Raw genomic sequence first — 22,884 nt, 5'->3', positions numbered from 1 at the left:
GGCGCTTATGAAGGCCCATTCTTGGAGTGGGCCGTCATAAGCCTCGAACGAACCCTGCGCCATGTGCTGGCGCGGGGCGTTTGTCGTGCCCGCAACCCGGTCTCGTTCAAAATTTGGACGGGCCGCTGTAGGAGAGCTGTGTCCGATGCGCTCCCAAATCCAAAATTTGGACCGGCACCCGATGTTTGGGTTCCTGGTCCAAGCGGCGAAAGACCGGGCCGGCGGGTGGATCGAAGACCGGGCCGCGTTCGACGCCCTGGTCCTGGCCGAGTATGAGGCCCTGAGCCGGATGCTCCCCAAGGCCGAGGTCCCGGACGGCCCCGAACGCGACAGCCTGGACAGCCCAACCGCCGAATGGTCCACGCGCATGGCCCGTCCCGCCGCGTGGCGCCCCTCGTTGCCCGAGCGGGTCTTCCCGGATTTCCCCGACGCCCCGCCCATGCGGGACGAGGACATCCCCGACGACGGCCTGGGCGCGTTCCGGGACATGCTCGATTTTCCTGAGCCGGTCGTGCCCCAGCGCGTGCATCGCATCCTGGCCGACACCGACCGCCGCGCTCAAATCGCTGCCCAGGCCCAGGCCGACAAGCGGGCCGCCCGCAAGCCGGGCAAGGCCAAGCAGGTGTTCGAGCCGCCCGTGCCCAAGGGCATGGGTCCGAAAAAGCGCTGGGCGCTGTCCTGATACAGAGTGTCATCGTTTCCAGCGCCAATACCGGCTGACCGCCGGGCGCCGCTGACGCCCCGGCCCTGGCCCAGAGTGGATAGGAGAACCGCGTCCTGATCTGGCCGCCGTCCAAAAGTTGGACGGCGGATCGAGGCTGGGGCGGGGGCCGGGTCGGCGTCAGGGTCAGAGCCAGGGCGGGGGCGCACCCATCATTATGCTCAATACGAGCACAACGATGGTCTCGCGGAAAATGAACTTCCGTACCGGCCCTGGTCCTGGACCAAGCCCCCATCAAGACCAGTCGCAGGTTGGTTCCCCAAAATCAGGGAGGGAACAGTGATCGCTCGTATTCCTGGCGGAAAAACCAAAATCGGCTTTGCGAAAGAGGCTCTTGACCTGCTCGAAGCCGGACAAATCCGACGCTGGCAAGTCATCAACCGGCTGATCCATGTCGGCATTTCATCGGTCGAGGCGAATCTCATCGCCGACCGTGGAACTCTTCCCCACCACACTCTCAAAAGACTTCTGGAGGCATAACATGACCCGCAAAGACCGGACCTTCGAGGTTGTCTACAAGGGCGGAAAGCGCCGTCCAAAGCTGGAACTCTCCACCCTTGCCGCTCTGGCCCTGGCCGAGAATGGAACTCCCCGGCGACAGAAGCCGGTGGAAGGCCAGATCGGGACTATTCGCTTTTTTCGGGGGTGATGACCAAGAGGTGGGGACGGGGCGACAAGCCCCGACCCAGACCAGACCAAACCAGATCTCCTTATTAGCTGACTTTAAGATCCAATTTTGCGAATAAATTCAGTCAGTTACCTCTTTTTCTAGTCCCTCTTTTTTCTTACTTTTAGTGCTCTCGGACAAATCTGTCTGAATCAGGCTGCATCAATAATAAGAATAGTTTTTCTATAGAAGAGAACTCGTGAAAATCTCCTCCAATAGACAATTGGGAAAATCCTTGGAAATCCTCAATGCCTCCAGAAATAGCCTCGACTATATCCAAAATCAGCGCCGATCTGACGGGTGACGCCCAGACCATGGCCCGGCTCGTGGGTCAGCCGCTCGTCGCCTATCCTGGCAACTGTTGGCTCTCCCCAGCCGCCCAGGTCCGGGTTCTGGGCGAGCGCGTCAATCTGCGCTACTGGCTGTACGAGACCCTGACCCAGACCCCGGTCGGCCCCGGCTTCTCGCTGCGCGCCCTCGCCACCTGCGTGTCGCCGGACTGTGTGAACCCGGCGCATCAGGCCCGGAAGCACCGCCAAAAGCCCGGTCGGAAACCGGGGCAAGCGCCCATGCAGCGAAGCCGCTCGGCCGTGGATGTGGCATGGCCCGATCCGGCCACCATTCTTATGCTCATGGTGCTGGAACCGAACGCATGGCCGGACGAGTGCCGCACCCGCTGCTGGGAATGGACTGGCCCCGTGCAAACGGTGGGCATCCACCGTATGCCGAGGCTGAAGGACCAGTCCGCCCACCGGGCGGTGTGGGAATTCTTCAACCGAACCAAGCTCCAAGGCATCCGCAAGATCAAAAAGGCTTGCCGCAATGACATGTGCGTGAACCCCACGCACCTCATCATCCCGGCCCAAACCCATGCCCCGGTCCAGGTCCAGCCTGTTCACGCACCGTCAATGGCGCCCGCAGCCCAGGAGATGGACGAAACGCTGTCGGACCTGGAAGAGGACCTGACCTACATGCTGGGCATGATCCACCGGCAGGAAGACTTGCTCGCTCCCTTCACGCGGTGGCTGTTGAACCGCCGACCGGACATGCACGACATGATCCGTCGCCCATCAAGAGGCTTGGCTGCGGAAGCTGCTGGTGGAGGACATTCGGTGGACCTTCCTCTGATCCACAGCGACGACGGGCGGGTTGGCGTCCCGGCCTATGTGGTCCGATCCCACATTCCAAAGGCCAAATCCTGGCCCACCCCCACGGACAAACGGACCTTCACCGACCCAGGTCATGGCCTTTGCCTACAGGCCGAGTATCTGGGGCGCATGTACAACCGTACGAAGAATCCCGAAATCAAGGCGCAGATCGGTGCCGTGCTCCATGCGTTGCTTCAACCTCGGAGGAGCGTCCGATGAAGTATCACGTCCACTTTGAAGCAAGCGCCGCTGTCGGCGTCGCCTTCGAGGTCGAGGCTTCCTCTGCGGAAGAAGCGGAGCGCATCGCAACGGCCAAATTTGATCCTCAAAAGGTCGTCGATGACCTGCTGGAAATCAACGAACACACCCTGGCCGGATACGGTCAGAGCGTGAGCCACGTCGTCGTGTCGGTGGACGACGGTGGGTTCGAGGTCGTGGACGCTTATCAGAATTGACGCCCTGATTCTGGACCGCCCTCACAAGCGACAGCCGCCGACAATCCAACGCAGTTCACGACCAAGTTACCAAAGCATTCCTAACCCAGTCCCGACAAGCGCCGCCCCTCCGGGCGGCGTTATCGTTTTGGCATGAACTGGAGCACCCCAACATGAACGCTCAGGTTTCCCGCCAGGAACTCACCGAGTTCCACGACGCCTGCAACCCCCCGAAGGACATCACGGCCGCCACCTTGGTCGAGGCTTACCACATCGCGAAGGGCCAGATGACCATCAAGATGGTGGCCGACCGCCTCGACGCGGCCACCGCCCAGATCGGCCAGGGGCATTTCACCATCACCTTCTCCACCAACTCCGGCCCTTACAGCACTCCGATCTTCCTCTCGCATTGGTTCCGTGACGCGGGCGCCAAGTACGAGGAGTGCCACACGGTGGGGCGGGGCAAGACCGTCGCCGAAGCGCTGAAGGCGCTGGACGACTATGTCGGCAGCTTCCACCGCACGAATTTCACCCCCGAGGAAGTCGCCGCAACCATCGGCCTCTGACCCAAACCAGGAGATCAACCCGTGCAATTCGTCAACATGAAGAAGGCGGCGGCTTGACATGCGCAGCAACACCGACCGGGCGAATGACGCGCTCAATGCCGTCCACACCTACGCCCGCAGCCTCCATCAGTTGGACGAGCCGGTCGAGGACAATCTGACCGACCTGCTGACCGACCTCCGGCATCTCGCCGTCCGCGAAGGCATCGACTTCGACCATGCGGTCTTCATGTCCGAGCTTCATTTCGAGGGGGAAGACATCTGATGCTCCACGGATACGCGACCCTCGCCATTCAGGACCGGACCACGGGCGAGACCCGTGAGGTGATCGTCCGGGCCAACACCGTGGTCGATGCCGAGCGCATCGCCAACGATTACGCCAACGACCGCAATTACCGGCGAGCCGATCAGCCGACCGAGGTCAAGGTCGTCCGGCGCTTCTAACCAACAAACATCTGAGGCTGGGCGCCTCGTGTCTAATGGCACCGTCATTGCGACCTGCCAAACACTTCCCTGCTGACCCTCTCACCCCCTAATAGGTGCCGTTATGCAATTGAGCATTCCGAACAGCGTAACCCGTGGAGATGGCTTTTACATCAGTTACAACAATGTTGATTACGATATCTATGGCAGTGACACCACCGCTCTGGTCATCGGGCAGATGGAACGTTTCTACATTCTGAATGGCGATCACAGAAAGCAGTATCGCGATTTGATCCCGTCAGGGCTGGCTGCATGTCTTGCGTATTTCAAAAGTATGCAGGCGAGCCTCAATAAGCGTAGCGACGTGTCTCCAGGCTGAATCTCTCTCAACCGCCCGCTGCCTGGAGGAGTGAACCCATCAAGGCACTGAAGTAACCCTGCTCCGTCATTTTTGACGAGCCGGTTATCTATAACTTTCAAAGTCGAGGGAATTGCCATGCTTGACTTCCTCAAGCGTGAACACTGGAACCATGACTCCATCGAAACCCGTTCGGTGGATGTCGAGGATTGGGACGATCTGCGTGGCGAAGAAGGCGAAGGCGTCCGGGTCGTCCTTCCGCCCATCACCACAGCCCTGCTTGATGAGTATGACGCGGCGCCGGACGAGTTCGACGCCGAAGACTGGTTGCGCGACAACCTCATCAGCCACACGACCACGGATCAGGACCGGCGGGCCGCCGACATCGCCAACACCTACGCCCAGGACCCGGACGACTGGCTGTTCGAGAACTGGCGCACCCTGCTGACCGCCGAACAGATCGCGGGAGTCGAGGCCGACATGGCCGAGGCCAAGGAGGAGCACGACACCGACGCCATCGAACAAGCGCGGGACAACTTCAAGGACAGCGACTCCTACTACGAGTGGAAAGACGGCTTCGAGCCGGCCATGAATTTCTATTGGCCGGTGAGCCTCGCTTATGAGCTGGACGAGGAAACGGCGGCCGAACGGATCGACAAGCACGCCGGCGCCACCTCTTTGGTCTGGATTGAGCGCATTCAGTCCCACGCCATCGTCCTGACCGGCGGCGGCATGGACCTGAGCTGGGACATCTGCGCCGCCTACATCTGCTGCGGCTGCGTACCGCCCGCTCGCCTGCTGCTGGGCCTGCCGCGCTTTGCGGGCGGCGGCTACGCCAAGTTCGGCGAATTGATCGTCAGCACCCTGATCCCGCTCCTGGTGAAGCACCGGGAGTGGCAGGCGGAACGTGCCCGTGACGAAGCCAAGCGGCTCGCCGAACACCTGACGCTCAATTAAGCGCGCCATCAATCGCTGCGGGAGCGGTGGAACCTGCACCTCTGTACTTCAAGGTGGAGATGACCGCGTGCCCCGTCCCCAACGCCCGACAGGTTCACCAGCCCCCACAAAAGGCCGAAAGCTCACCGGCCGAAAGCACCGGGAGCCGGACCTGGATGTCGCCCACTGGCAGCACTGGGTCAAATCCCAGCTCCAGGAACACGGCTACATGCAAGGCGAACTCGCCGGGCGACTGCGGCTTTCCACTTCCGGCCTCACCCACCGCCTGAACCTGCGCGCCGAGTGGCATCCCCATGATCTTCGCGACCTCGCCGAGATGATCGGCCAGTCGATGGACGAGGTGATGCGCCACTACCCCGACATTCGATACAAAAATTGGGAGGGCGATGATGCCCAGATATGACCCGGTGCGGGAATACATCGCCGGCCAGATGCCGGACGCCATCAAGCGCCTGATCTCCCTGGCGACCTTGGACCTGAACGAAGGCCCGGTCTTCCTCGACGCCGAGGGCGAGCGTTGCGGCCCGTTCGATGACGGCGCCAAGCGGTTCGCCTTTGAGGCCGCCTGCCAGGAGATCGGCACCTTCTTCGAGGACATCGGCTGCCTCTACGTCGATGAGGACGGCGGCCTGCACTGCTCCGAACCGGAGGCCACGGTCGAGGTGGAAGAGAACCCCGACCACGACCCCGACGATCCCGACAGCGAGGAGGAGGTCGAGGTCCGCTACGGCCCGACTCCCTACTGGGAAATCCCCCGCACCCAGATCGTCGGCTTGGTCGTCGGCCCCCTCGCCCAATATCTCTGAACTCGGACGCCATTCCATGCTGCACATCGAGACCAACACCATCCCGGTTCACGGCTTCCCGCCCGATGGGCTGGGCGCTTTCGTCGGCGTGATCCACACGGACACCGCCCAGTGCGACGGCTTCGTCCACATCGTGGAGGAACTGGACGACCGGCCCTACAATTTCATGCTGGTGACGTCCGCCAACGAGTTGGACGCGCTGACCCTGACCATCCCCGAGATCATCGACCTGCTGAAGGCCGACGATCCGGGCGCACACACCGGCAGCCCGCATGGGGAGGAATTCAAGACCCTCGCCCTGAAGGCGTGCGAAGCGGGCGACGTGGACCTGGAAACCCACTACCGCGCCGCCCTGGAGGCGGGCTTCAACTGGGACGCCATCGTCGCCGACGCCAAGGCCAACAGCGAGGAGGAAGAGGGCGGCCTGATCGGTCGCCACTTCCTCGGCTCGGTCTTCGCGCTGACCCCGAGCGGTAAGGTTTACGCCACCTGGACCTCGAACCAGAACGAAGCGGACGTGATCCTCGACGAGGCGTGGCGCGACGCGCTGGAGGCCATCGCCGAGGAAAAGGGCGGCTTCATCGACAGCGGCGAGGGATCGGGAAGCGACCTCTTCTTCGCCATCCCGCTCGACGCGCCGGACGAGGACGACAACATTTATGATCGGGTCTGCGTCTCCTGCCACGAGGTGATCGGGCACGAGGGCGATGACTGTCCCCACTGCGGGGCCGAACAGGTCCTGGACGCGGACGACACGGCCTGATCCTCGGCATGTCCTTGTCTCGCCAAGAGATCAGCCGCCGCCTGTTCGACTTGATCGAACGCGGCCCGATCCTCCCCGACACTCCACCCACCGAACCGGACGGCAACCTGTGGCCGACTGGAGATCCGATGTACCGCGCACCAACGATACGGCGTCTCCTGGCGCATTTTCCGCACCTGGATGAAGCCCAAGCCCAACAAATCCGCGACCTCCTTCATGGAACGCTGAAGCCGACGACGTTCGAGACGGTGAAGGCGTATGCCGCCCGCTGCTACAGCACGCCGCCCGAGCATGACCTGATCCTGGAAGCCCTGAACGAGATCATCGAAGGGCACGGCACCGAACCCATCGGCGTCGAGGGGGTGAGGATCGACCATTACTTCGGCAACACCGCTGCGGTCTACGTCAACACGGGCGACACCTACTCGGCGACCATCGTCTACGACACCGAACAGGACCGCTTCGAGCTGTCCACCTGGGGCGACTACTACGAGCTTTTGTGCCGCAGACACCGGGTCCGGGACGCGGCGTGATCCTGAAACACGGAGGAATCATGAGCAACCAAACCATCGCGGCGTTGAACGATCAACTCCGCGCCCTCATTCCGCTTGTGCCGAAGACGCTCGGCGCCTGCACCGTCACCCAGGGCGTGCTTGCCCTGTCGGCGACCACTATCGCCCAGGTCTACACCAGGGTGCGGACCTTCTCCAAGTTCACGGAGGACAACGACCCTTACGGAGAGCACGACTTCGGTTCGTTCGAGATCGACGACCAGACGTTCTTCTGGAAGATCGACTACTACGATCTGAACCTGGAGTTCGCCTCTGAAGATCCGCGCGACCCGGACAAGACGATCCGCGTCCTCACCATCATGCTGGCCGAGGAATATTGAGACGCCGCAAAAATCAGCAGGGGAGAGAAGCCCATGCTTGACACCCTCGCCATTGCCACCGACCTTAAGATCTCTGGGTTCTCCAAAGATCAGGCGGAAGGCATGGCCCGCACCCTGAACACGCTGTCCGGCGATCTGGCGACCAAGCAGGACTTGGACACGACCAAGCGCGACCTGCTGCGTGACCTGAAGCTGTGGATCGGCGGCGCCCTTGTCGCCACGATCACCGTTCTGGGCGCCCTCATCGCCTTGATCGTCAACCTGTCCAAGCTGGCGGGTTAGAGAGCAATCAATAACTCTCTTCGCCGAGACTTCGGCATTTCCCTAATGCAAATTCACCTGACTCCAAGAACACGGTGACTGTTCACAGTCATCGTTTGCCTTTCTCTTTCAAACCCCAACGCCAGGGAACCCAGAATCATGTCCACCGCCAAGAAGTTTCTGATCTCCTTCGACCCGGCCAACATTCTGAAGGGCGTCACCTACGCCTCCATCGACCGCGAGGCCCGCAAGCGGACCTACGTCAAGATCGAGAATGCCGGCGAGTATGCGGGCATCCAGGGCAGCCCGGCCGGTGAGGGCTTCTACGTCAACCCCGAGAACATCCTGAAGGCCGACGCCTCGTTCGAGGATTTCAACGCCGCTCGCCGCAGCTTCAAGGGGCTGGTCGAGAACCTGAACGACCTGACGGCGGCGACCGAGGAAAAGCACAAGGACATCGAAGCCGACTACAAGGCGCAGCGCGCGGCGCTGATCGAGGGGTTCAAGTCCAGCCTGCTGCCGGCCCCGGTTCCGGTCGAACCGGAGGCCGAGCCGGTCCCGGCGGAAAACGCCGCCGCCTGATCGGCGCGCCGGTCGGGAGCGTCACGTCAGGATTAACGAAGCTCCCCAAACCCCACCGCGTCTGGAAGCCCGCCCCCCGGCGGGCTTTTCTTTTGCCTGTCCACAACAGGAGCAACCCCACCCATGCATGACTGGGTGCAAGCCTTCACGGACGGCTCCAGCTTTCCCAAAGGACCGGGTGGGTGGGCGGTGGTCTGGCTCTATGGCGGCCAGACCTACGAGCAGTCCGGGGCCGCACCCCAGGGCGACAGCTACCGCATGGAGTTGACCGCCACCCTGGTGGCGCTGTCCACCCTGCCGGACGGCGCCAAGCTGGTCATCACCACCGATTGCCGGCCGGTCCTGAACCACGCCCTGTCCCGCGTTCAGCGCCGCCGCGACGCCGATCTCTGGCAGGCCGTCGATTACCACGCCCGGCGCATGACCGACGTGCGCTGGGTCTGGACCAAGGGCCATGCGGGAAACCCCTTCAACGAGCGCGCCGACCAACTGGCCCGCGCCGCCGCCGAAAGCCTCAGACCATGAGCCTGACCACCCATGTTTCCAGCCCGCCGGGGCCGCCTCCGGCGAAGGAGACCACCGCCGAGGTGCTTGTCTCCATGCTCACCGAGAACACCGGCCGCCATTTCCTGGACAGCGGCGGCGCCTATGGCCGGAACTGGGAACGCAACCACAACAAGGGCCTCGCCGAGTTCGAGGCCGAACCTGCGGCCAAGACGGAGTTCTACCTGCGGGAGGGCGAGACCACGGGAGAGGTGTCCATCACCATCGACGTCTTCCACTGGCTGAAGGACCGGCTCGACATCAACCACGAACTCGACGCTTTCTTCTTCGCGTGGGTCGAGACGCAGAACGCGGCGCGGTCCTGGTTCGATCTGGTCGATCGCTTCGTGGTGAACGAAGACGACGAACTGAAGGCGTTCATCGAAAGTCGGCGCCGGGACGGGGAATTCCAGACCCGGATCGAAGAGATCCTGTATGAGGCGCTGGAGGAACACGAGCATCTCCCCGATCCGCTCGACCACAGCCGGGCGGGCTTCACCCACAACACCTACAACGGCGAAGACGCCCTTTCCCAGACCATCCAATACACGATGTTCAGCCTGGGCTATGGGGATGTCTGCTGCTTCCTGTTCATCCATGGCGGGTGCGACGTGCGCGGCGGCTACACCCGGCCCCGTGCTTTCGATGTCGGCAACGGCAACGGATGGGAAAGCATCTTCGACAACGCCCGCGTCACGCTCGGCCCGAATCCCAACAAGGAGGAGCGGGACGAGTATCTGTCCGACCACGGCGAGCCTGAACTGCCCGGCATTCCGGCCAAGACGCTGATCGACCCGTGGAACATCACCTGGGACAGCGACAACAGCGGCTCCTCCCTCTACCCGTGCGGCAACGAGCACCCGGCCAAGCTGCTGGCCTTCGATGAGTATGATTGGTCGGAAGACCCCGAGGATCGGGGCAAGGGCGTCGTCTATTTCGACCGCGAAACCTCCACCGCCCATTGTCCGGTCACGGGATTCCCGCTTGTCGGCTCCTGGTATTGAGGAGAACTCCATGCTTTCCGAATATTTCAGGCGTGAACTCGAAGCGGTCGGTTACGAGCCGACCGATGTCACTTGGTCGCTGGGCTACAGCCAGGGCGACGGCATGGCCTTCGAGGCGCGGGTCGATCTGGAAAAGGTCGCCGGTCGTCTGCTGGCCGGACCGCAGAAGGCGGCCATCACGCGGGTCATCAAGAAGACCGGGCCGTCGATCCGCATCCGGCACTCCGGTCGTTATTCCCATTGGAATTCCATGAGCGTGGACGCCGAGGATGTCCCGGTCGAGAGCGACGGCTCGGCGTTCGAGCGCAAGGCGTGGTCCGATCTGGTCGATGCCATTGATGAGGATGTGAAAACGATCAGCCGCCGGTTGGAAACGGACGGTTACAGCCTCCTCGAAAACTGCAACCCCGCTTGGTTCGTGACGGACAAGGAGGGACAGTTCGGCGACCCCAGCCACGTCGTGTGGCGGACCTTCGAGATTGGGCGCTTCCGTGTCGTCCAGACGCTGGTCGAAGACAACCACTTCGACGGCTATCGGTTCGGTGATGACCTTGTGAAGGCCATCGTCAAAGGGGAGACCCTGGTCTGCGGCGTCGAGGCCACGGTTTTCGACGCCGAGCGCGACATCGAACTCGGCAGCGCCAGCCTTTGGGGCATCACCGACGCCCCAAACTTCACCTATGTCCGGCAATGCCTGCGGGATATCACCCGCGCGGCCATCGCTGACGCTCGCGAAACCATCAACAGGTTTACGGGGAGGGCGGCATGACCATCGTCTGCACCTACCAGCGTCAGGACGGCGACAGCGTTGTCCTGGTCCAGCATGGCCGGATCGAGACGGGGCACGCGCTGTGCCCGGCGGTCTACCCGGTGGATCAGTCGCTCCAACCGGGACTGACCGTGGTTCCCCCGAGTTTGACAGCGAACCAGAACGTCCGGCGCGCCGCGCCGCGCTGACCGCACAAGGTTTCTGATTTCTTAACGGAGCGCGAGAGGGAGTCTTGCGGATGGTTCTGGATATGATAGCCCTTGCTCCGGCGCCCTGTGCTCGTTGTGGGCTGGGCGTCACTCCCTGTCCGACAAACGGAGAGGTCTTTGTCCGGCCTCCGTTGTGCGAGGAAACCCTCTATGCTTCATCTCATTCAGTCTAAATTTCTCAGCAACACATCAAAACGTCCAAGTTCCATTCAGATTAGCGATGCCGGACAGATCGGATTGGAATTGAATATCTGTGAGTTCCTGGATAAACGGTGCTCACGATCCCCGGATCTGCAAACACTTGTCGATGATTATTGGAAGACAACGCAAGAGTTGAACATGGGAGCCTACGGGTTTCTCGCCTCCTGGATCAACGATCTCCCTGCCCACCTAAAGGTAAACCACCAGCTTCCTTTCGCCGCAGAGTTGCTTTCCGAGGTTGAAACCCATGGGTTTCTCCGGGGAGCGGGGAATGACGGGGAGGCGGTTCTCCACAACAGCCAAGCAGACCGCCACAACCTGCTTGATGTCCCGCTGCTGCATCTGGTGTTCGGCGTGGGAAGCCGCTGGTTTGCGCTTCTGGTGTTCAAGGACGGCGACAACCTGCTCGAACCGTTCGCGGTCGAGGTCGATGACGAGACCCGGTTGTTCGAGAACGAGAACGCCCTCGTCCTCCCGGAGGGGAAGTTCAATCACCGATTCGAGTTCCATCAAGGGGCGTGGTTCGGCGTCGGCGCCGGCACCCGCCCGCTGGACCAGTATCCGGTCTCCCGGACCCCGGCGGATCGGGGACAGGGGAAACTCTATTGGGATGGCGCGCGAGCCTACTGCCCGATCTCGGGCGCTCCGCTCCTGGTCCAGTCGCTCGACAAGAGCACGAAGTCACCCGGCTTGGGGGCTACGGCCTAAATTCACCACGCTCCGTATGTTCGCCCCCTCAAGCAAACGCAAGTTTCTGTCGAAGGGAGATAACATTATGTCAAGACCCGATCTCATCCCCGTTCAATCGTCGAACCTCACGGCTGTGGGTTATGACGATGGCGAGAACAAGCTGTATGTCGCCTTTAAAGCGAACACACTTTATGTCTATCATGATGTTCCACCGGAGATTTATCAGGAACTCATGACGTCCGACAGCAAAGGCAAGTTCCTGAACCAGAACATAAAGGCCGTCCATCGGTCTGAAAAAGTGGCATGACTGGCTCAACGGTCATCAAGATCTGACTTTCAAATCCTGCGTCAAAAGTAAAAAAGATTTCAACCGAGGCTTACCCCGGCCACAGTTGACAGAACTTCGGGCGCGGACATAGTTTCCGAAGCCTTCTTAACTCTATAGCGTTAGGGGTACTTCAAGAACTTTAGGAAGATGGGGAAACAAAGCCCCGCCATCGTTGAACCGGACCCTCTAAAGAGAGGGTCCGGTATCACGGTAAGGAGTAGTTATGTCCCGCCCACTTGACGAGAACAAGCCTCACCGTGACCAGCAACTTGTGGACATGATCCTCTCCGGCAAGACGAAGCCGGAGATCATGCGAACCTGGGGGTGTGGGCCGGGCGTTGTCGAACGCGCCGATCAGCTCATCGTCCAGATCCAAGAGCGGCTGGATCGGGGGGTGTCCAAACAAGACATTTCCCGAGAACTGAATTGCACCCCGAACACCGTCGATATGGTGAAGGCCGCATCGGCGGCGGTGATCTCCACCCTCAAATCCAAGCAAAGGAAACCGCACGCGGAACTCCCGCCCATCGACCCGCATCACACCCGTCTCGGCCAGACCATCCGCTGGCTCTACGACAGCACCGTGAGCCAGTCGGACTTCGCCATCCTGGCCCGCATCACTGACGCCCGGCTCCGGCAGATCATCGCCGGAACCCACAGTCCCACCCTTCACGAGTTGGAACGCATCGCCCAGGCCCTTGGCCTGGGGACGGTGGCGGAACGCATGACGAAGGACGCCCAGAAAGCCCTCTCCGTCAAACTCCGGGTGCCGGTTGACCGCCTGAAAGAAGAGGTCTCCGACGTCATTCTGACCAAGATGCTGGTCTCCCCCGAGGAAGTGTTGCGGTGTCACGTCCGCGACAAAAGCGGGGCGCTCAACATCGAAATCAGAAAGGTGGTGACGGATCACCTTCACCGGGAGAAGGAGGGAATGCTTGGACAGCGTGTGTAAAGTGGCCGAGAAATTCTGGTTGTTTGTCAAGACCTTGAACTTGCGCCGCGACAAACTTGGCCGGGACACCTTCGACACCTACGTGCTGATGGAAAAGAACCCGACCATTCTGAAGCACATCACCCGAAGGTATCCGTCACGATGACGGAGGTCGTTTCTCATTGGGGGGTCCACAATGCCAGCGGCATTTGGTTCCTTGAACAGACCGAAGGCGCGTCCAACGCTCTCGGCCTGTCCTTGGTCTCTCCCTTCACGGTTCGCCCGATCAGGAAGTGTGGGTGCAATCACACGATAAAGCTGATCGGGCCGACCGGCGCAAGGGAAATCCAGCATACTGGGATATGCAACGACCCTCTGATCCAGGAGATGGCGCCACGCCCGAAGCCGGGGGTGGCCGTCACCTATTTCGTGGACGACGGTCGGATCATTCCGGCCGTTTCCCTCCTGGCGCGGCTGACCAGCCCGGTCTCCGGCTTCATCAAACCCTTCTGGGCCAGGAAGCCCAGCGAGTGGTTGCCGGAGCTGGAGACCACCAACATCCAGCCCCTGGTGCTGACCGGCATCGAACCCCGGCACACTCCCTATGTGCAGCGGTTGGTCAGCGCCTCCACCCCCCTGCCGCGACGGCTCGTCCTTGTCGGTCAAATCATCGCCAGTATGCCGCTCGTCAACCGTGTCACTTTTTCCCCACCCGAGTACCCGGACCTTCCGTGGGAAGAGGTCGGGGGCTGGTTGCTCGGCCGATGGATGCGAGGAGAGGATGTTACGTGATTACCAAGTCCAGGATGTCGCCTTCCACATCACACAGAAGCGGTCGCTGAACCTGTCGGACCCCGGCACGGGGAAGACCCCGACCGCCTGCGTCTTCACCTACTGGTGCTGGCACGAACAGCAGCAGCAATCCGTGTGGGTTCAGCCTCTCTCGCTGATGGAAAAGAACCGGGAGGAGTTGCTGCGCTTCTCCAACTTCAAGCCCGACGACATCGTGATGGTCGAAGGCGCCCCGGCCAAGCGCCAGAAACAGTACCAGCGGGACGCCAAGGTCTGGCTCATGGGGGCGGACATGTGGGGCCGGGAGTGGCCGATCCTGAAGGAGCACCAACCCCGTCTCCAGTCCATGGTCGCCGACGAAATCCACATGTACTGGAAGACCGCCGACAGCGCCCGCACGGCTGGCTGGCTGGTTTAAGTCCATGAAGAAGATGGACCGCTTCCTGGGCTTGACCGGCACCCTGATCGACGGCGCCTACTCGTCGGCGTACCCCGCCATCCATGTGGTCGAGCCGCGCTATTACGGCACGCTCCAGGGCTTCATGAATTGGCACGCCATTCATGACGACTTCGGCGCGCTCACCGGCTGGAAGAACCCGGATCGGCTGTCGGCCATTCTGAACAAGCATTCCCGGCGGCACAGCTTCGCCGAGGTCTACGGCCAGGAGGCCAAGATCATCCAGACCCAGCTCGTCGCCATGGCTCCCGGTCAGGCCGCTCTCTACAAGGAGCTGCACGACAAGGCGATGATCGAGCTGGAGGATCGTTACGTCGATGCCGGACACCCGCCCGTGTTCGCGCTTCGCGCCCGGCAAGTTCTCGCCGCTCCAGAAATCTTCGCGTGCAAGGACAAGAAGACCGGGAAGGACGAGGCCCTGGAAACCCACATGGCCGAGGGCGGGTCCCTCGCCGTGTTCGCCACCTTCGTCCCGGAACAGGAGCGCATCGCCAAGCTGGCCGAATCCTGCGGGCGGAAGGTCGCGGTCATGAACGGCCATGTTTCAGGGCCGGAGCGCGACCGGATCGACCGGGCGTTTCGAGCCGGGGCGCTGGACATGGTGGTGTGCTCGCCGAAGGTCGCCGCCGTTGGCTTCAACTGGAGCCATCTGGACAAGATGACCTTCACCAGCATGGACTACCAGGACAGCAGCTTCTTCCAAGCCTACCGTCGTGGGCTTCGGGGGAAGCGCGACAAGCCGCTGCTGATCCGGGTGCTCCAGTACAAGGACAGCATCGACAGCCGCATCTTCAAGATCATAGAGCGGAAGTCCAGGGAAGCCCAGGCGGTTGACCCCACCCGTGAGGTCTACAGCCTGTCAGGCTGAATTACTGACGATTGTCTAAATATGGTTGAGATGGAGCCGCCCGGTGGGCGGCTTTATTTTTGGCTCATCACCAATCCCATGAGGATGCCATGACTGCCCTTGATCCCGTCGCCGCCGCATTGGCCTCCGTCAATCAGGCCGCCGCCCAGATCGGCGAACAGGCGACCGCCCAGGCCGCCGCCGCGCAAGCCGCCGCCGCCACGGCGGTGCCGGCCGTCGCCAACACCCACGCCCTCGCCCCGGTCCAGCCGGGCAAGCGCCTCTCCATGGACGACGCCCTGGAGATGACCGGCATGGCGGTTGAGGCGTATCTGAACCTCACCGAAAGCGCCATCCAGGTCGGCAAGGTCGGTTTCCACGAGAAGCTGGTCGTCGGCATCGACATCACCGAGGTCCAGCCGTTCTACGGCGTGTCGTGGGGCAACCCGGCCAAATATGGCCGCTCCTACGACCGCGTGCTCACGGTCGGCGGCGGCTCCTGGGCGCAGACGCTTCAGATCGCCGCCGCCGATCCGGCCAAGGCGGGGTCGGAGTACATCTCCTACGAAATCCCGATGACCGTGGTCGAGTCGGCCGAGGACCACAAGAAGAACGTGGTCGAGGCCGGCACCGTCATCGGCTTCAGCCCGAGCGTGACCAATGCCAAGGACTTCAAGGCGCTGGTCCAGCAGGCCAAGGCCCAGGGCCTGACCCGCATCAAGGTCGAGCTGACCCACAAGCTGAAGACCAACACCAAGGGCAAGTGGGGCAGCCTGATCTACAAGCTGGCCGGCGAGTGGGAAGAGGACGGCGAGTAAGGGCGGAACCGGGCGGGGTCGCAAGGCCCCGCCTCAACGGTGGAGTTGCCGATGATCTCCTCTCACTTCTGGCACTCGTTCCTTGCCCATCCCCTCATGGCCGTTCTGCACCTCATAGGCGCTCGGCAAACAGGGGACTGGGTTCACGATCACCTCATCCGGGAGCCGTAAGATGATCCGCATCTACGACGGCAACCTCGTCGTCCGCCAGCGCCTGGAAACCGACACCACCGGGTTCTGCCTGCGCAACCTGTATCTGGAAGCGGCCAACCCCCACGGCGTCCTGGACATCTGGGTGTTCGACCACCCGGCGGGCAACGCCAAGCGCCGGGACATCTATCCCGACTACAAGGCCAACCGCGAACCGCCGACCGAGGACGTGCAGGCGTTCATGCGTCTCTGGCAGGAGATGGTGAGGCTGACCCCGGCCTTCTCCTGCATCGTTCCCGGCTATGAGGGGGACGACGTGATGGCCCACCTCGCGATCCGCTACGCGGTCCAGCACCAGCAGACGGTGGAGGTGGTGACGCGGGACGCCGACATCCGGCAGCTCGAACAAATCCCCCGCATCACCGTCACCGCCCAATCCCTGAAGGATGTGCAGCCGAACCTGATCCGCCTCTACAAGGCGACGGTCGGCGACCCTTCGGACAACATCAAGGGCGTGCCTGGTTTCGGGGTGAAGACCTGGGAGGGCTGCGACAAGGCGGCGTTGCGCGACTGGTTCGAGGCCCCCTTCGACGCCGCGCCGCCGGTCGATCTGCCGCCCAAATGCAAGAATGCCATGGCCGCCAACCCGGCCCATTTCCAGGCCCTCTACCGGCTGGTCGGCTTCCTGCCCATCGAAACCGAGCTGGTCAACCAGCACCTTGTCGCCGGGCGGCACGACCCGGACGCCGTGGACACCATGCTCGCCCAGTATCTCATGTGAGGCCCCGATGTCCCGCATCAAGCGATTGAACGCGAAGCGGACCGGCGACCACAGCACCATCCAGAAGGGAATGCGGCAACCCCTGAACCGCCTCCTCGACATGGATGAGGTCAGGAAGGTGGCCTTCGGCGTCACCCGCGCCTGTTCGCGCCGTCACACAGTCGGCTCAGTCCGCGCCCATGGCACGATCAACGGCGGGGTGCTGCTCCGTTTCTACCACGACCGAGGGTTCACCGAGGTCTTCTGCTACACGGACAACCCGCTCGTGGTTGTGGAGGCCATGAATGCCGCTTGATGGATCCATCACCCCCTGCAAGACGGTCCTGGTGGACCGCAAGAACATCCATGTCCTGAAGCCGGTCATCATCGACCTCGTGTCGAAGGCCGCGCTGACCGGCCTCGACATCGAGACCCACGACGCCGACCGGCACGAAGGGCTGAACCGCTTCATGCGGTGCGACGGCGACGGGCGCAAGGCGAAGAACCGCAAGCTGGTCTTTGACGCCCGTCGCACCACCGTCACGGGCCTGTCGCTCCACCCGGACGGCGCCGATTACGCCTTCTACTTCAACCTCGCCCACGCCGACGTGGAGAACCGCCTGACCTGGGCCGAGGTGAAGGGGGTGCTGGATGCCCGGCCCGAGACCGGCTACTGGGTGATCCACAACGCCGCCTTCGAGCGGGTGATGATGCGCGCCGCGCTCGGCTACGACGTGACCCGCTACATCTGCACCCTTCAGATGGCGGTGTCCGCCTACGGGCCGGACAATTACGACCTCAACCGCTTTTACGCCGCCGACTTCGCCCCCGTCCGGCCGCTGCTGTCCGACGCCCAGACGCTGTTCAGGACCTACAGCTACGGCGACGAGATGACCACGCCGCAGGCCGAGCTGTTCGCCAAGATCGTCGGCAAGGAGAGCGACGCCAGCTACTCCTACAACGGTCTGGTCCACGGCATCGCCTGGGGCTATGGCCTGAAGCAGGCGGTCAAGTCCTGGTTCGGCCACCAAATGTCCAGCTTCGCGGAAACCCTGGGCGAGAATGTCCATATGGGCCAGCTCACCGGCGCCGAGGTCTCGGAATACGGGGCCGAGGACGCCTTCTGGTGCCTGAAGCTGTACCACCGGCTGCTGGACTTCATGCTGCGGGACAACCCGCAGGCCGCCCAGGCGTATTTCACCCAGGAACTGCCGGCGGTCGAGGTCTTCGCCGACATGAATCACCAGGGCTGGCGCCTGAACCATCCCGCCGTCGAGGCCCGCCGCTTGGTCGAGCGGGTCGAGACCGCCAAGGTTCTTCGCCGCCTGCGCGCCGCCTGCGCCGTGCTGCTCCCCTTCCCGGACGACCCCCACGAACGGCTGACGACGCAGGAGAGCTGGTATCGGAAATCCTGGGCGAAGAAACGCCGGGCCATCGAAAGCTGGGTCGCGCTGGGCGACAGCGCCGACGACTGCACCGAGGTGACGCGGCTCGCCGGGTCGATGTCGGAGGGCTGGTCGGGGGCCAAGACCAAGGGCGCCCTGAACCTCACCTATTGGCAGACCGCAAGGGCGCTCCTCTACGATCTGTGCCGGGAAAAGCCCATCGTCATCCAGGGCAAGGTCCAGTCCGACGCCGATTGCCGGGGCAAGCTGGTCATCCGCCTCCAGAAACGGATCAAGGAGGAGGGCGAAACCCCGGAGACCACGGCCAAGCTGGCGGTGATCGCCGGGCTGTCGGCCCTGGCCTCCATCGAACAGCGCTCGAAACTCTACATCGAGCCGTACCTGATGCTGTGCGACCCGGAAACGGGCCGCGTCTACCCGACGATCTCCTCCAAGCTGGCGACCCGGCGCATGGCGATGGAGACCCCGAACGGGCAGCAGCTCGCCAAGCGCGGCGAGTCGGTGTTCGTCCGGGGCTTCTTCCTCGCCGACAACGACCGTGAGGTCCAGGTTTCCGAGGACTGGTCGAGCATCGAGCTGGTCACGATTGGCGAGATGTCCCAGGACCCCGAATTCAAACGGGTGTTCGGCCAGCTTCCCTACGAGGATCTGCATCTGGGCGCCGCCGCCGACGCCCTGGCCGTCGTGATTCCCGAGATGACCGAGGAGCTGCTGAAGGCGCTCGACGGCATGGACGTGGCCGCCGTCCAAGCCATCAACCCGCGCATCCTGATGAACCGGGCGGGCGAGGTGATGGACCCGGCCAAGGCCAAGAAATACTGGCGCACCGAGGTCGGCAAGGGCAGCAACTTCAACTACTGGTACTCAGGCGCCCTGTCCAGCGTCGGCGAGCGGCTGGGCTGGTCGCCCGACCAGATGTGGGAAGCAACCGACCGCTACCGGAACCGCTTCCAGACCGCCGAGGCGTGGCGCACTGACCTGATCGCCTTCGCCCGCCGCCACGGCTACGTTCAGCTCCCGGACGGCCACCGCCGGGTGCGCTTCGAGGCGACCGACCATTGGGCCACGGCGATGCGCCAGAAGTTCAGCCAACACCTGACCCAGAAGGGGCCGAACGACTTCTTCGCCAAGCTGCTGTCGGCGATCCAACGCCGGGCCTGGAACCAGTCGGTCAACGCGATGATCCAGGGCACCTGCGCGGCGATGATGAAGCGCACCCTGGTCCGGCTGCACAGGGAGGCGCGGGCGACCGGCTGGTTCCGGCTGATCGCCCCGATCCACGACGAGGTCGTGGCCTCAGTGAAGGTCAAGCACCTGCACGACTACATCCGCCTGAGCCGGGAGATCATGTGCGACCACCCCGACCTGTTCCCAACCCTGCCGCTGCACTGCACGGTGTCGGTGGGCAAGACCTTTGAACCCTTCGACGCCGTGAAGGCGCCGAAGGGGCAGATCGAACTGGACGAGGCGCCGAAGGTCGATTGGTTGCCGAGGGAGAAGTGGGGCACAACTCTAAACGAAGAGCATGTGGATAGGTTGATTTCACACATTATTTTACAGTGACGAAGTGCCGGTATGTTAAGAATGTGATTCTTACCTTCATTGCACCGAAGCTTACCAGAGATTTACTCATCTTGGTAATCATACATATCACTCCCATACTCTCTAGCAATTTCTTCTATGTCTATGTAATTCATAGGATCTATGTCAAATAGCTCGATAGGATCTAGGTCATCAACTGTATAGAACTCATGTTGGAAGCCAGATGATATGAGTTCATCCAGACCATTAATTTTAAGATTACAACACTTGCAGACAAAAGATATTGGAGAAACCCTAACTTGCTTAATTATTATTTTTTCTTTTAGAATAGGAGAACTTTCCCCCACAGTAGATCCTACGAGAAATCCAAGTTCCGCACAGGACGGGCACTTTTCTTTCTTGACATGCATCTTATTCTTTAACACTGCGGACTCGAAGTCCACTTTAGCCTTTTCTCTCAGATCTCTTTGATCTTCTTGAGATAAACTGAAAAATCTATCCTTATGAAGTCTGATCCAATCTCTCATCCTAGCGTTTCTGTCTCTAGCTATTGCCTTGGCAACATCAGCGGCCTGCTTTCCCTCTTCTTCACCTAATAGAATATTAATGTCCTGATTGGCTTTAGCGCAAGACTTCACGATGAAAGAATATATGCTTGGCATTATATTTTTTGAAGAAATTTGCGCAAACTCCAGAGTATCCCCATGAAGTTCCTGATTACGGGTGTCGATAAGCAGAGCAACCTTCTCCACTTCTGATTTTGTTAATTCGGGTATTATCTTTTGCAAACGATCCAGTGCCTGCCGAAGTTCAATAGTCTTGGGAGGGCTTTGCGAAGGTATTCCGCTTGCATACAGAATGCTATCACTATCGCTCGAAGCGTTTAGAGCAGGATTAACTGACGTTATGGTCCCCCTTATTATAAATTCGCATGAAAAGGCAACATTCAGCAAAAATTGGTCAGACTCTCGCTCAACTGCGGCAGCCCTCTCCCAATAAGTTTGCGCTTTTGTGAAGTATTTTTCCGCGCTCCAGGTCATCCCATCACTCCCATTGCAAACCGCCAAAGACCACGTTTATCGCTTCTATCCATAATTTCCTCCCTTGAATGCAAGCATCTCCAGTTGTCGATTATAGCACATACATATTTGCTCCAGTCAATTTCGATTGAAGCCCTCATATTCAAGTCAACGTAGATTGCGATTTCTCTTGCTTGCCAGTTCAGTGGCTTCATTATAGAAGGATTGTATCTCAATAATAATTTTCCGTTAAAATTTTGAACAAGCCGAGACACAAAGGAAGAACGCCCACAACAGACCGAAAACAAACTCTCGCGATATTTAATTGGAAATGACACAACTAAATCATTGCCGTCATATACAATAGTATTCACCCTTCTGCCTCGCGGGGAAATTAATACTATGTATCTTGCAGGAATAGACTTTGTAGCGAAATCCGTATGAATTGGGAATTTTTCTAGACCAAATATTGATGAGAGAGTGTTTGGCCGTGCTTCATTGGAGCTTTTCGGCACAAGGTGTTGACCTTGAACACAAGGCACTCCCAGGACATCCTCAATCTCATGCAACGTTGGCCTATTTATAGAGCAATTTCCCCGTGGAAAGACTACCCATCCACGTTCTATAAGGAGATGATGCCAATCACTCTCTCTTGTTCGGATGGGTTTCGTCATCAAAGGAGCGCTTTAATGTTATCGATTCAGGTTAATTAATACCACAGAGCGATCAAACAGTAATCAAGAAAAACACCTTTCAACATTGTTGGCAGACGCCTTAGTGACGCACCATTAACCCGGTCCCCACTCCCCACTCTCCCAAACCCTGGGCAGGATGTTTCCACAGCATCCACAACGCCCAGGGCCAGCATGTCCTCCCGCACCAACACCGGCGCCCAGGCGGAAGACGAGTTCGAGCGCCACTGGCAGAGCCAGGGCAAGGCCGCTCACCTCCTCCGTTTCCGGGACAACAAGGACCTCCGGGGCCTGAACCGGGGCAAGGCGCTGGCCGCCTTCAAGCAGCCCTCCGATTACCTCCTTACCCACCAGGGCGTCACCAGCTACGCCGAGGTGAAGTCCAGCGCCCACCCGACCGGCTTCGCCTTCGGCCTGATCGCGCCGCACCAGCTCGGCAGCGCCGAGCGGATCATCGTGGCCGGTGGCCGGTACGAATTCTTCGTCCGCCGCCTGCACCCCACCGAAGGCCGCTGGTTCCGTCTCCCCGCTTGCGTCGTTCTGACCCACCCCCGCCGGTCCCTGTCCTGGACCGAGCTGCACCCCCATGCCGTCGAGATCCCATGCCGCACTATATGATCGACATCGAGACAACCGGCACCCGCCCGGATCGCGCCGCCATTCTCCAGATCGCCGCCGTTCGCTTCGACCCGGTGGCCCGGACCATCGACCATGACGGTCTGTTCAACATGTGCCTGCGGATGCCGGGCTGGCGCTTCTGGGACGACGACACCCGCCGCTGGTGGCAGACCCAGAACCAGGAGATCTTCCAGCGCATCTTGTTCAACGCCCAGGACCCGCGCGCTGTAACGCACGCCTTCCTCCACTGGGTGAACGCCGACCACGCGAAGATCGACGACCGTTATTTCTGGGCCAAGAACGCCGCCTTCGACTTCATGTTCCTGGCCTCCTACGGCACCGATTACGACACCGGGATGCCCTTCTCCTACCGGAACGTGAACGACATGAAGGCGTTCATCCGGGGCCGCTGCTTCCCCGACGACATCCCGGTCATCGACCAAGCCCCGACCGATCAAGCACACGACGCCATCGTGGACTGCATCATGCAGATCGACTGGCTGTTCAAGGCGCTCGACGCCACTCCGTAATCC

General features: G+C 61.0%; 35 protein-coding genes. 34 read left to right on the top strand and 1 reads right to left on the bottom strand.

Translation table 11 applies throughout. The features are described 5' to 3' along the window. Positions 1 to 181: 181 nt before the first annotated feature. From ACODS4_RS09570 to ACODS4_RS09415, 32 genes are all read left to right on the top strand, one after another. Entirely contained in the window at positions 182 to 682 is a 501-nt protein-coding gene (locus ACODS4_RS09570; RefSeq protein ID WP_488863023.1) for a hypothetical protein, read from the top strand. Positions 683 to 1,000: 318 nt separating this feature from the next. After that, positions 1,001 to 1,201 carry a hypothetical protein gene (locus ACODS4_RS09565; protein ID WP_488863021.1) on the top strand — a complete coding sequence of 67 codons (201 nt, stop codon included), beginning with the start codon at positions 1,001 to 1,003 and terminating at the stop codon, positions 1,199 to 1,201. 1 nt (position 1,202) lies between these two features. Further along, positions 1,203 to 1,370, top strand: coding sequence for a hypothetical protein (locus ACODS4_RS09560; protein WP_488863019.1), 168 nt, complete (start codon positions 1,203 to 1,205; stop codon positions 1,368 to 1,370). A 266-nt stretch (positions 1,371 to 1,636) separates the two neighbouring features. Continuing rightward, the gene (locus ACODS4_RS09555; protein ID WP_488863017.1) at positions 1,637 to 2,755 is read left to right on the top strand and encodes a hypothetical protein; all 1,119 of its coding nucleotides are present in this window, start codon (positions 1,637 to 1,639) and stop codon (positions 2,753 to 2,755) included. Next, the gene (locus ACODS4_RS09550; RefSeq protein ID WP_488863015.1) at positions 2,752 to 2,991 is read left to right on the top strand and encodes a hypothetical protein; all 240 of its coding nucleotides are present in this window, start codon (positions 2,752 to 2,754) and stop codon (positions 2,989 to 2,991) included. The genes ACODS4_RS09555 and ACODS4_RS09550 overlap by 4 nt, the downstream gene beginning before the upstream one ends. Positions 2,992 to 3,143: 152 nt before the next feature. After that, positions 3,144 to 3,536, top strand: coding sequence for a hypothetical protein (locus tag ACODS4_RS09545; RefSeq protein WP_488863014.1), 393 nt, complete (start codon positions 3,144 to 3,146; stop codon positions 3,534 to 3,536). A gap of 58 nt (positions 3,537 to 3,594) precedes the next feature. After that, a complete protein-coding gene (locus ACODS4_RS09540; protein WP_488863012.1) occupies positions 3,595 to 3,798 on the top strand; it encodes a hypothetical protein in 204 nt (67 codons plus the stop codon). After that, positions 3,798 to 3,977 (top strand): hypothetical protein, encoded by a 180-nt coding sequence (locus ACODS4_RS09535; protein ID WP_488863010.1) that lies wholly within the window; start codon positions 3,798 to 3,800, stop codon positions 3,975 to 3,977. The genes ACODS4_RS09540 and ACODS4_RS09535 overlap by 1 nt, the downstream gene beginning before the upstream one ends. A gap of 103 nt (positions 3,978 to 4,080) precedes the next feature. Further along, positions 4,081 to 4,335 carry a hypothetical protein gene (locus tag ACODS4_RS09530; protein WP_488863008.1) on the top strand — a complete coding sequence of 85 codons (255 nt, stop codon included), beginning with the start codon at positions 4,081 to 4,083 and terminating at the stop codon, positions 4,333 to 4,335. A 117-nt stretch (positions 4,336 to 4,452) separates the two neighbouring features. Continuing rightward, positions 4,453 to 5,271 (top strand): hypothetical protein, encoded by an 819-nt coding sequence (locus ACODS4_RS09525; protein ID WP_488863006.1) that lies wholly within the window; start codon positions 4,453 to 4,455, stop codon positions 5,269 to 5,271. Positions 5,272 to 5,479: 208 nt separating this feature from the next. Then, positions 5,480 to 5,674, top strand: coding sequence for a hypothetical protein (locus ACODS4_RS09520; protein ID WP_488863004.1), 195 nt, complete (start codon positions 5,480 to 5,482; stop codon positions 5,672 to 5,674). Next, positions 5,658 to 6,077: a hypothetical protein gene (locus ACODS4_RS09515; RefSeq protein WP_488863002.1), complete on the top strand. Its 420-nt coding sequence runs from the start codon at positions 5,658 to 5,660 to the stop codon at positions 6,075 to 6,077. Before ACODS4_RS09520 ends, ACODS4_RS09515 begins: the two co-directional genes overlap by 17 nt. Positions 6,078 to 6,093: 16 nt before the next feature. Then, on the top strand, positions 6,094 to 6,840 hold the full coding sequence (locus ACODS4_RS09510; RefSeq protein WP_488863000.1) for a hypothetical protein: 747 nt from the start codon (positions 6,094 to 6,096) through the stop codon (positions 6,838 to 6,840). An 8-nt stretch (positions 6,841 to 6,848) separates the two neighbouring features. Continuing rightward, positions 6,849 to 7,373 (top strand): hypothetical protein, encoded by a 525-nt coding sequence (locus ACODS4_RS09505; RefSeq protein WP_488862998.1) that lies wholly within the window; start codon positions 6,849 to 6,851, stop codon positions 7,371 to 7,373. Positions 7,374 to 7,393: 20 nt separating this feature from the next. Next, a complete protein-coding gene (locus tag ACODS4_RS09500; RefSeq protein WP_488862996.1) occupies positions 7,394 to 7,732 on the top strand; it encodes a DUF3768 domain-containing protein in 339 nt (112 codons plus the stop codon). Between the two features lie 33 nt (positions 7,733 to 7,765). Beyond that, the gene (locus ACODS4_RS09495; RefSeq protein WP_488862994.1) at positions 7,766 to 8,014 is read left to right on the top strand and encodes a hypothetical protein; all 249 of its coding nucleotides are present in this window, start codon (positions 7,766 to 7,768) and stop codon (positions 8,012 to 8,014) included. A 138-nt stretch (positions 8,015 to 8,152) separates the two neighbouring features. Further along, the gene (locus ACODS4_RS09490; RefSeq protein ID WP_488862992.1) at positions 8,153 to 8,575 is read left to right on the top strand and encodes a hypothetical protein; all 423 of its coding nucleotides are present in this window, start codon (positions 8,153 to 8,155) and stop codon (positions 8,573 to 8,575) included. Between the two features lie 123 nt (positions 8,576 to 8,698). Then, complete coding sequence (locus ACODS4_RS09485; protein ID WP_488862990.1) at positions 8,699 to 9,100, top strand: ribonuclease H family protein; 402 nt, start codon at positions 8,699 to 8,701, stop codon at positions 9,098 to 9,100. Then, complete coding sequence (locus ACODS4_RS09480) at positions 9,097 to 10,122, top strand: hypothetical protein (protein WP_488862988.1); 1,026 nt, start codon at positions 9,097 to 9,099, stop codon at positions 10,120 to 10,122. The genes ACODS4_RS09485 and ACODS4_RS09480 overlap by 4 nt, the downstream gene beginning before the upstream one ends. A 10-nt stretch (positions 10,123 to 10,132) precedes the next feature. Next, the gene (locus ACODS4_RS09475; protein WP_488862986.1) at positions 10,133 to 10,891 is read left to right on the top strand and encodes a hypothetical protein; all 759 of its coding nucleotides are present in this window, start codon (positions 10,133 to 10,135) and stop codon (positions 10,889 to 10,891) included. Next, the gene (locus ACODS4_RS09470; protein ID WP_488862984.1) at positions 10,888 to 11,079 is read left to right on the top strand and encodes a hypothetical protein; all 192 of its coding nucleotides are present in this window, start codon (positions 10,888 to 10,890) and stop codon (positions 11,077 to 11,079) included. Before ACODS4_RS09475 ends, ACODS4_RS09470 begins: the two co-directional genes overlap by 4 nt. A 171-nt stretch (positions 11,080 to 11,250) precedes the next feature. Beyond that, positions 11,251 to 12,009, top strand: a complete 759-nt coding sequence (locus tag ACODS4_RS09465; protein ID WP_488862982.1) for a hypothetical protein — start codon at positions 11,251 to 11,253, stop codon at positions 12,007 to 12,009. Positions 12,010 to 12,076: 67 nt separating this feature from the next. Then, the gene (locus ACODS4_RS09460; RefSeq protein ID WP_488862980.1) at positions 12,077 to 12,298 is read left to right on the top strand and encodes a KTSC domain-containing protein; all 222 of its coding nucleotides are present in this window, start codon (positions 12,077 to 12,079) and stop codon (positions 12,296 to 12,298) included. A 244-nt stretch (positions 12,299 to 12,542) separates the two neighbouring features. Then, positions 12,543 to 13,271 carry a helix-turn-helix domain-containing protein gene (locus ACODS4_RS09455; RefSeq protein WP_488862978.1) on the top strand — a complete coding sequence of 243 codons (729 nt, stop codon included), beginning with the start codon at positions 12,543 to 12,545 and terminating at the stop codon, positions 13,269 to 13,271. Continuing rightward, a complete protein-coding gene (locus ACODS4_RS09450; RefSeq protein WP_488862976.1) occupies positions 13,255 to 13,416 on the top strand; it encodes a hypothetical protein in 162 nt (53 codons plus the stop codon). The genes ACODS4_RS09455 and ACODS4_RS09450 overlap by 17 nt, the downstream gene beginning before the upstream one ends. Next, positions 13,413 to 14,042, top strand: coding sequence for a hypothetical protein (locus ACODS4_RS09445; protein ID WP_488862974.1), 630 nt, complete (start codon positions 13,413 to 13,415; stop codon positions 14,040 to 14,042). Before ACODS4_RS09450 ends, ACODS4_RS09445 begins: the two co-directional genes overlap by 4 nt. Next, positions 14,032 to 14,460 carry a DEAD/DEAH box helicase family protein gene (locus ACODS4_RS09440; protein WP_488862972.1) on the top strand — a complete coding sequence of 143 codons (429 nt, stop codon included), beginning with the start codon at positions 14,032 to 14,034 and terminating at the stop codon, positions 14,458 to 14,460. The genes ACODS4_RS09445 and ACODS4_RS09440 overlap by 11 nt, the downstream gene beginning before the upstream one ends. A 4-nt stretch (positions 14,461 to 14,464) precedes the next feature. After that, a complete protein-coding gene (locus ACODS4_RS09435; protein WP_488862970.1) occupies positions 14,465 to 15,367 on the top strand; it encodes a helicase-related protein in 903 nt (300 codons plus the stop codon). An 89-nt stretch (positions 15,368 to 15,456) separates the two neighbouring features. Beyond that, entirely contained in the window at positions 15,457 to 16,164 is a 708-nt protein-coding gene (locus ACODS4_RS09430) for a hypothetical protein (RefSeq protein WP_488862968.1), read from the top strand. 172 nt (positions 16,165 to 16,336) lie between these two features. Further along, complete coding sequence (locus tag ACODS4_RS09425; RefSeq protein ID WP_488862966.1) at positions 16,337 to 17,095, top strand: hypothetical protein; 759 nt, start codon at positions 16,337 to 16,339, stop codon at positions 17,093 to 17,095. 7 nt (positions 17,096 to 17,102) lie between these two features. Continuing rightward, entirely contained in the window at positions 17,103 to 17,390 is a 288-nt protein-coding gene (locus ACODS4_RS09420; protein WP_488862964.1) for a hypothetical protein, read from the top strand. Continuing rightward, complete coding sequence (locus tag ACODS4_RS09415; RefSeq protein ID WP_488862962.1) at positions 17,380 to 20,043, top strand: DNA polymerase; 2,664 nt, start codon at positions 17,380 to 17,382, stop codon at positions 20,041 to 20,043. Before ACODS4_RS09420 ends, ACODS4_RS09415 begins: the two co-directional genes overlap by 11 nt. Before the next feature lie 62 nt (positions 20,044 to 20,105). Here ACODS4_RS09415 and ACODS4_RS09410 read toward each other — a convergent pair whose 3' ends face one another. Then, entirely contained in the window at positions 20,106 to 21,062 is a 957-nt protein-coding gene (locus ACODS4_RS09410) for a hypothetical protein (RefSeq protein WP_488862960.1), read from the bottom strand. 845 nt (positions 21,063 to 21,907) lie between these two features. Between ACODS4_RS09410 and ACODS4_RS09405 the strand changes: the two genes are divergently transcribed. Both ACODS4_RS09405 and ACODS4_RS09400 read left to right on the top strand, forming a co-directional pair. Next, positions 21,908 to 22,351 carry a hypothetical protein gene (locus ACODS4_RS09405; RefSeq protein ID WP_488862958.1) on the top strand — a complete coding sequence of 148 codons (444 nt, stop codon included), beginning with the start codon at positions 21,908 to 21,910 and terminating at the stop codon, positions 22,349 to 22,351. After that, positions 22,336 to 22,881 (top strand): 3'-5' exoribonuclease domain-containing protein, encoded by a 546-nt coding sequence (locus tag ACODS4_RS09400; RefSeq protein ID WP_488862956.1) that lies wholly within the window; start codon positions 22,336 to 22,338, stop codon positions 22,879 to 22,881. The genes ACODS4_RS09405 and ACODS4_RS09400 overlap by 16 nt, the downstream gene beginning before the upstream one ends. The last annotated feature ends 3 nt before the right edge of the window (positions 22,882 to 22,884 follow it).

Source organism: Azospirillum sp. FG154, assembly GCF_057809575.1.
This window is presented reverse-complemented; position numbering and strand designations above follow the sequence as displayed.

Excerpts from the sequence above, each read along its gene's own strand:
- ACODS4_RS09440 (WP_488862972.1), top strand. The coding sequence starts at position 14,032 with ATGTTACGTGATTACCAAGTCCAGGATGTCGCCTTCCACATCACACAG.
- ACODS4_RS09510 (WP_488863000.1), top strand. The coding sequence starts at position 6,094 with ATGCTGCACATCGAGACCAACACCATCCCGGTTCACGGCTTCCCGCCC.
- ACODS4_RS09490 (WP_488862992.1), top strand. The coding sequence starts at position 8,153 with ATGTCCACCGCCAAGAAGTTTCTGATCTCCTTCGACCCGGCCAACATT.
- ACODS4_RS09560 (WP_488863019.1), top strand. The coding sequence starts at position 1,203 with ATGACCCGCAAAGACCGGACCTTCGAGGTTGTCTACAAGGGCGGAAAG.
- ACODS4_RS09435 (WP_488862970.1), top strand. The coding sequence starts at position 14,465 with ATGAAGAAGATGGACCGCTTCCTGGGCTTGACCGGCACCCTGATCGAC.
- ACODS4_RS09475 (WP_488862986.1), top strand. The coding sequence starts at position 10,133 with ATGCTTTCCGAATATTTCAGGCGTGAACTCGAAGCGGTCGGTTACGAG.
- ACODS4_RS09515 (WP_488863002.1), top strand. The coding sequence starts at position 5,658 with ATGATGCCCAGATATGACCCGGTGCGGGAATACATCGCCGGCCAGATG.
- ACODS4_RS09415 (WP_488862962.1), top strand. The coding sequence starts at position 17,380 with ATGCCGCTTGATGGATCCATCACCCCCTGCAAGACGGTCCTGGTGGAC.
- ACODS4_RS09520 (WP_488863004.1), top strand. The coding sequence starts at position 5,480 with ATGCAAGGCGAACTCGCCGGGCGACTGCGGCTTTCCACTTCCGGCCTC.
- ACODS4_RS09425 (WP_488862966.1), top strand. The coding sequence starts at position 16,337 with ATGATCCGCATCTACGACGGCAACCTCGTCGTCCGCCAGCGCCTGGAA.
- ACODS4_RS09455 (WP_488862978.1), top strand. The coding sequence starts at position 12,543 with ATGTCCCGCCCACTTGACGAGAACAAGCCTCACCGTGACCAGCAACTT.
- ACODS4_RS09545 (WP_488863014.1), top strand. The coding sequence starts at position 3,144 with ATGAACGCTCAGGTTTCCCGCCAGGAACTCACCGAGTTCCACGACGCC.
- ACODS4_RS09530 (WP_488863008.1), top strand. The coding sequence starts at position 4,081 with ATGCAATTGAGCATTCCGAACAGCGTAACCCGTGGAGATGGCTTTTAC.
- ACODS4_RS09465 (WP_488862982.1), top strand. The coding sequence starts at position 11,251 with ATGCTTCATCTCATTCAGTCTAAATTTCTCAGCAACACATCAAAACGT.
- ACODS4_RS09405 (WP_488862958.1), top strand. The coding sequence starts at position 21,908 with ATGTCCTCCCGCACCAACACCGGCGCCCAGGCGGAAGACGAGTTCGAG.
- ACODS4_RS09485 (WP_488862990.1), top strand. The coding sequence starts at position 8,699 with ATGCATGACTGGGTGCAAGCCTTCACGGACGGCTCCAGCTTTCCCAAA.
- ACODS4_RS09500 (WP_488862996.1), top strand. The coding sequence starts at position 7,394 with ATGAGCAACCAAACCATCGCGGCGTTGAACGATCAACTCCGCGCCCTC.
- ACODS4_RS09410 (WP_488862960.1), bottom strand. The coding sequence starts at position 21,062 with ATGACCTGGAGCGCGGAAAAATACTTCACAAAAGCGCAAACTTATTGG.
- ACODS4_RS09480 (WP_488862988.1), top strand. The coding sequence starts at position 9,097 with ATGAGCCTGACCACCCATGTTTCCAGCCCGCCGGGGCCGCCTCCGGCG.
- ACODS4_RS09550 (WP_488863015.1), top strand. The coding sequence starts at position 2,752 with ATGAAGTATCACGTCCACTTTGAAGCAAGCGCCGCTGTCGGCGTCGCC.
- ACODS4_RS09525 (WP_488863006.1), top strand. The coding sequence starts at position 4,453 with ATGCTTGACTTCCTCAAGCGTGAACACTGGAACCATGACTCCATCGAA.
- ACODS4_RS09505 (WP_488862998.1), top strand. The coding sequence starts at position 6,849 with ATGTCCTTGTCTCGCCAAGAGATCAGCCGCCGCCTGTTCGACTTGATC.
- ACODS4_RS09430 (WP_488862968.1), top strand. The coding sequence starts at position 15,457 with ATGACTGCCCTTGATCCCGTCGCCGCCGCATTGGCCTCCGTCAATCAG.
- ACODS4_RS09400 (WP_488862956.1), top strand. The coding sequence starts at position 22,336 with ATGCCGCACTATATGATCGACATCGAGACAACCGGCACCCGCCCGGAT.
- ACODS4_RS09540 (WP_488863012.1), top strand. The coding sequence starts at position 3,595 with ATGCGCAGCAACACCGACCGGGCGAATGACGCGCTCAATGCCGTCCAC.
- ACODS4_RS09470 (WP_488862984.1), top strand. The coding sequence starts at position 10,888 with ATGACCATCGTCTGCACCTACCAGCGTCAGGACGGCGACAGCGTTGTC.
- ACODS4_RS09555 (WP_488863017.1), top strand. The coding sequence starts at position 1,637 with ATGCCTCCAGAAATAGCCTCGACTATATCCAAAATCAGCGCCGATCTG.
- ACODS4_RS09460 (WP_488862980.1), top strand. The coding sequence starts at position 12,077 with ATGTCAAGACCCGATCTCATCCCCGTTCAATCGTCGAACCTCACGGCT.
- ACODS4_RS09570 (WP_488863023.1), top strand. The coding sequence starts at position 182 with ATGTTTGGGTTCCTGGTCCAAGCGGCGAAAGACCGGGCCGGCGGGTGG.
- ACODS4_RS09495 (WP_488862994.1), top strand. The coding sequence starts at position 7,766 with ATGCTTGACACCCTCGCCATTGCCACCGACCTTAAGATCTCTGGGTTC.
- ACODS4_RS09445 (WP_488862974.1), top strand. The coding sequence starts at position 13,413 with ATGACGGAGGTCGTTTCTCATTGGGGGGTCCACAATGCCAGCGGCATT.
- ACODS4_RS09535 (WP_488863010.1), top strand. The coding sequence starts at position 3,798 with ATGCTCCACGGATACGCGACCCTCGCCATTCAGGACCGGACCACGGGC.
- ACODS4_RS09420 (WP_488862964.1), top strand. The coding sequence starts at position 17,103 with ATGTCCCGCATCAAGCGATTGAACGCGAAGCGGACCGGCGACCACAGC.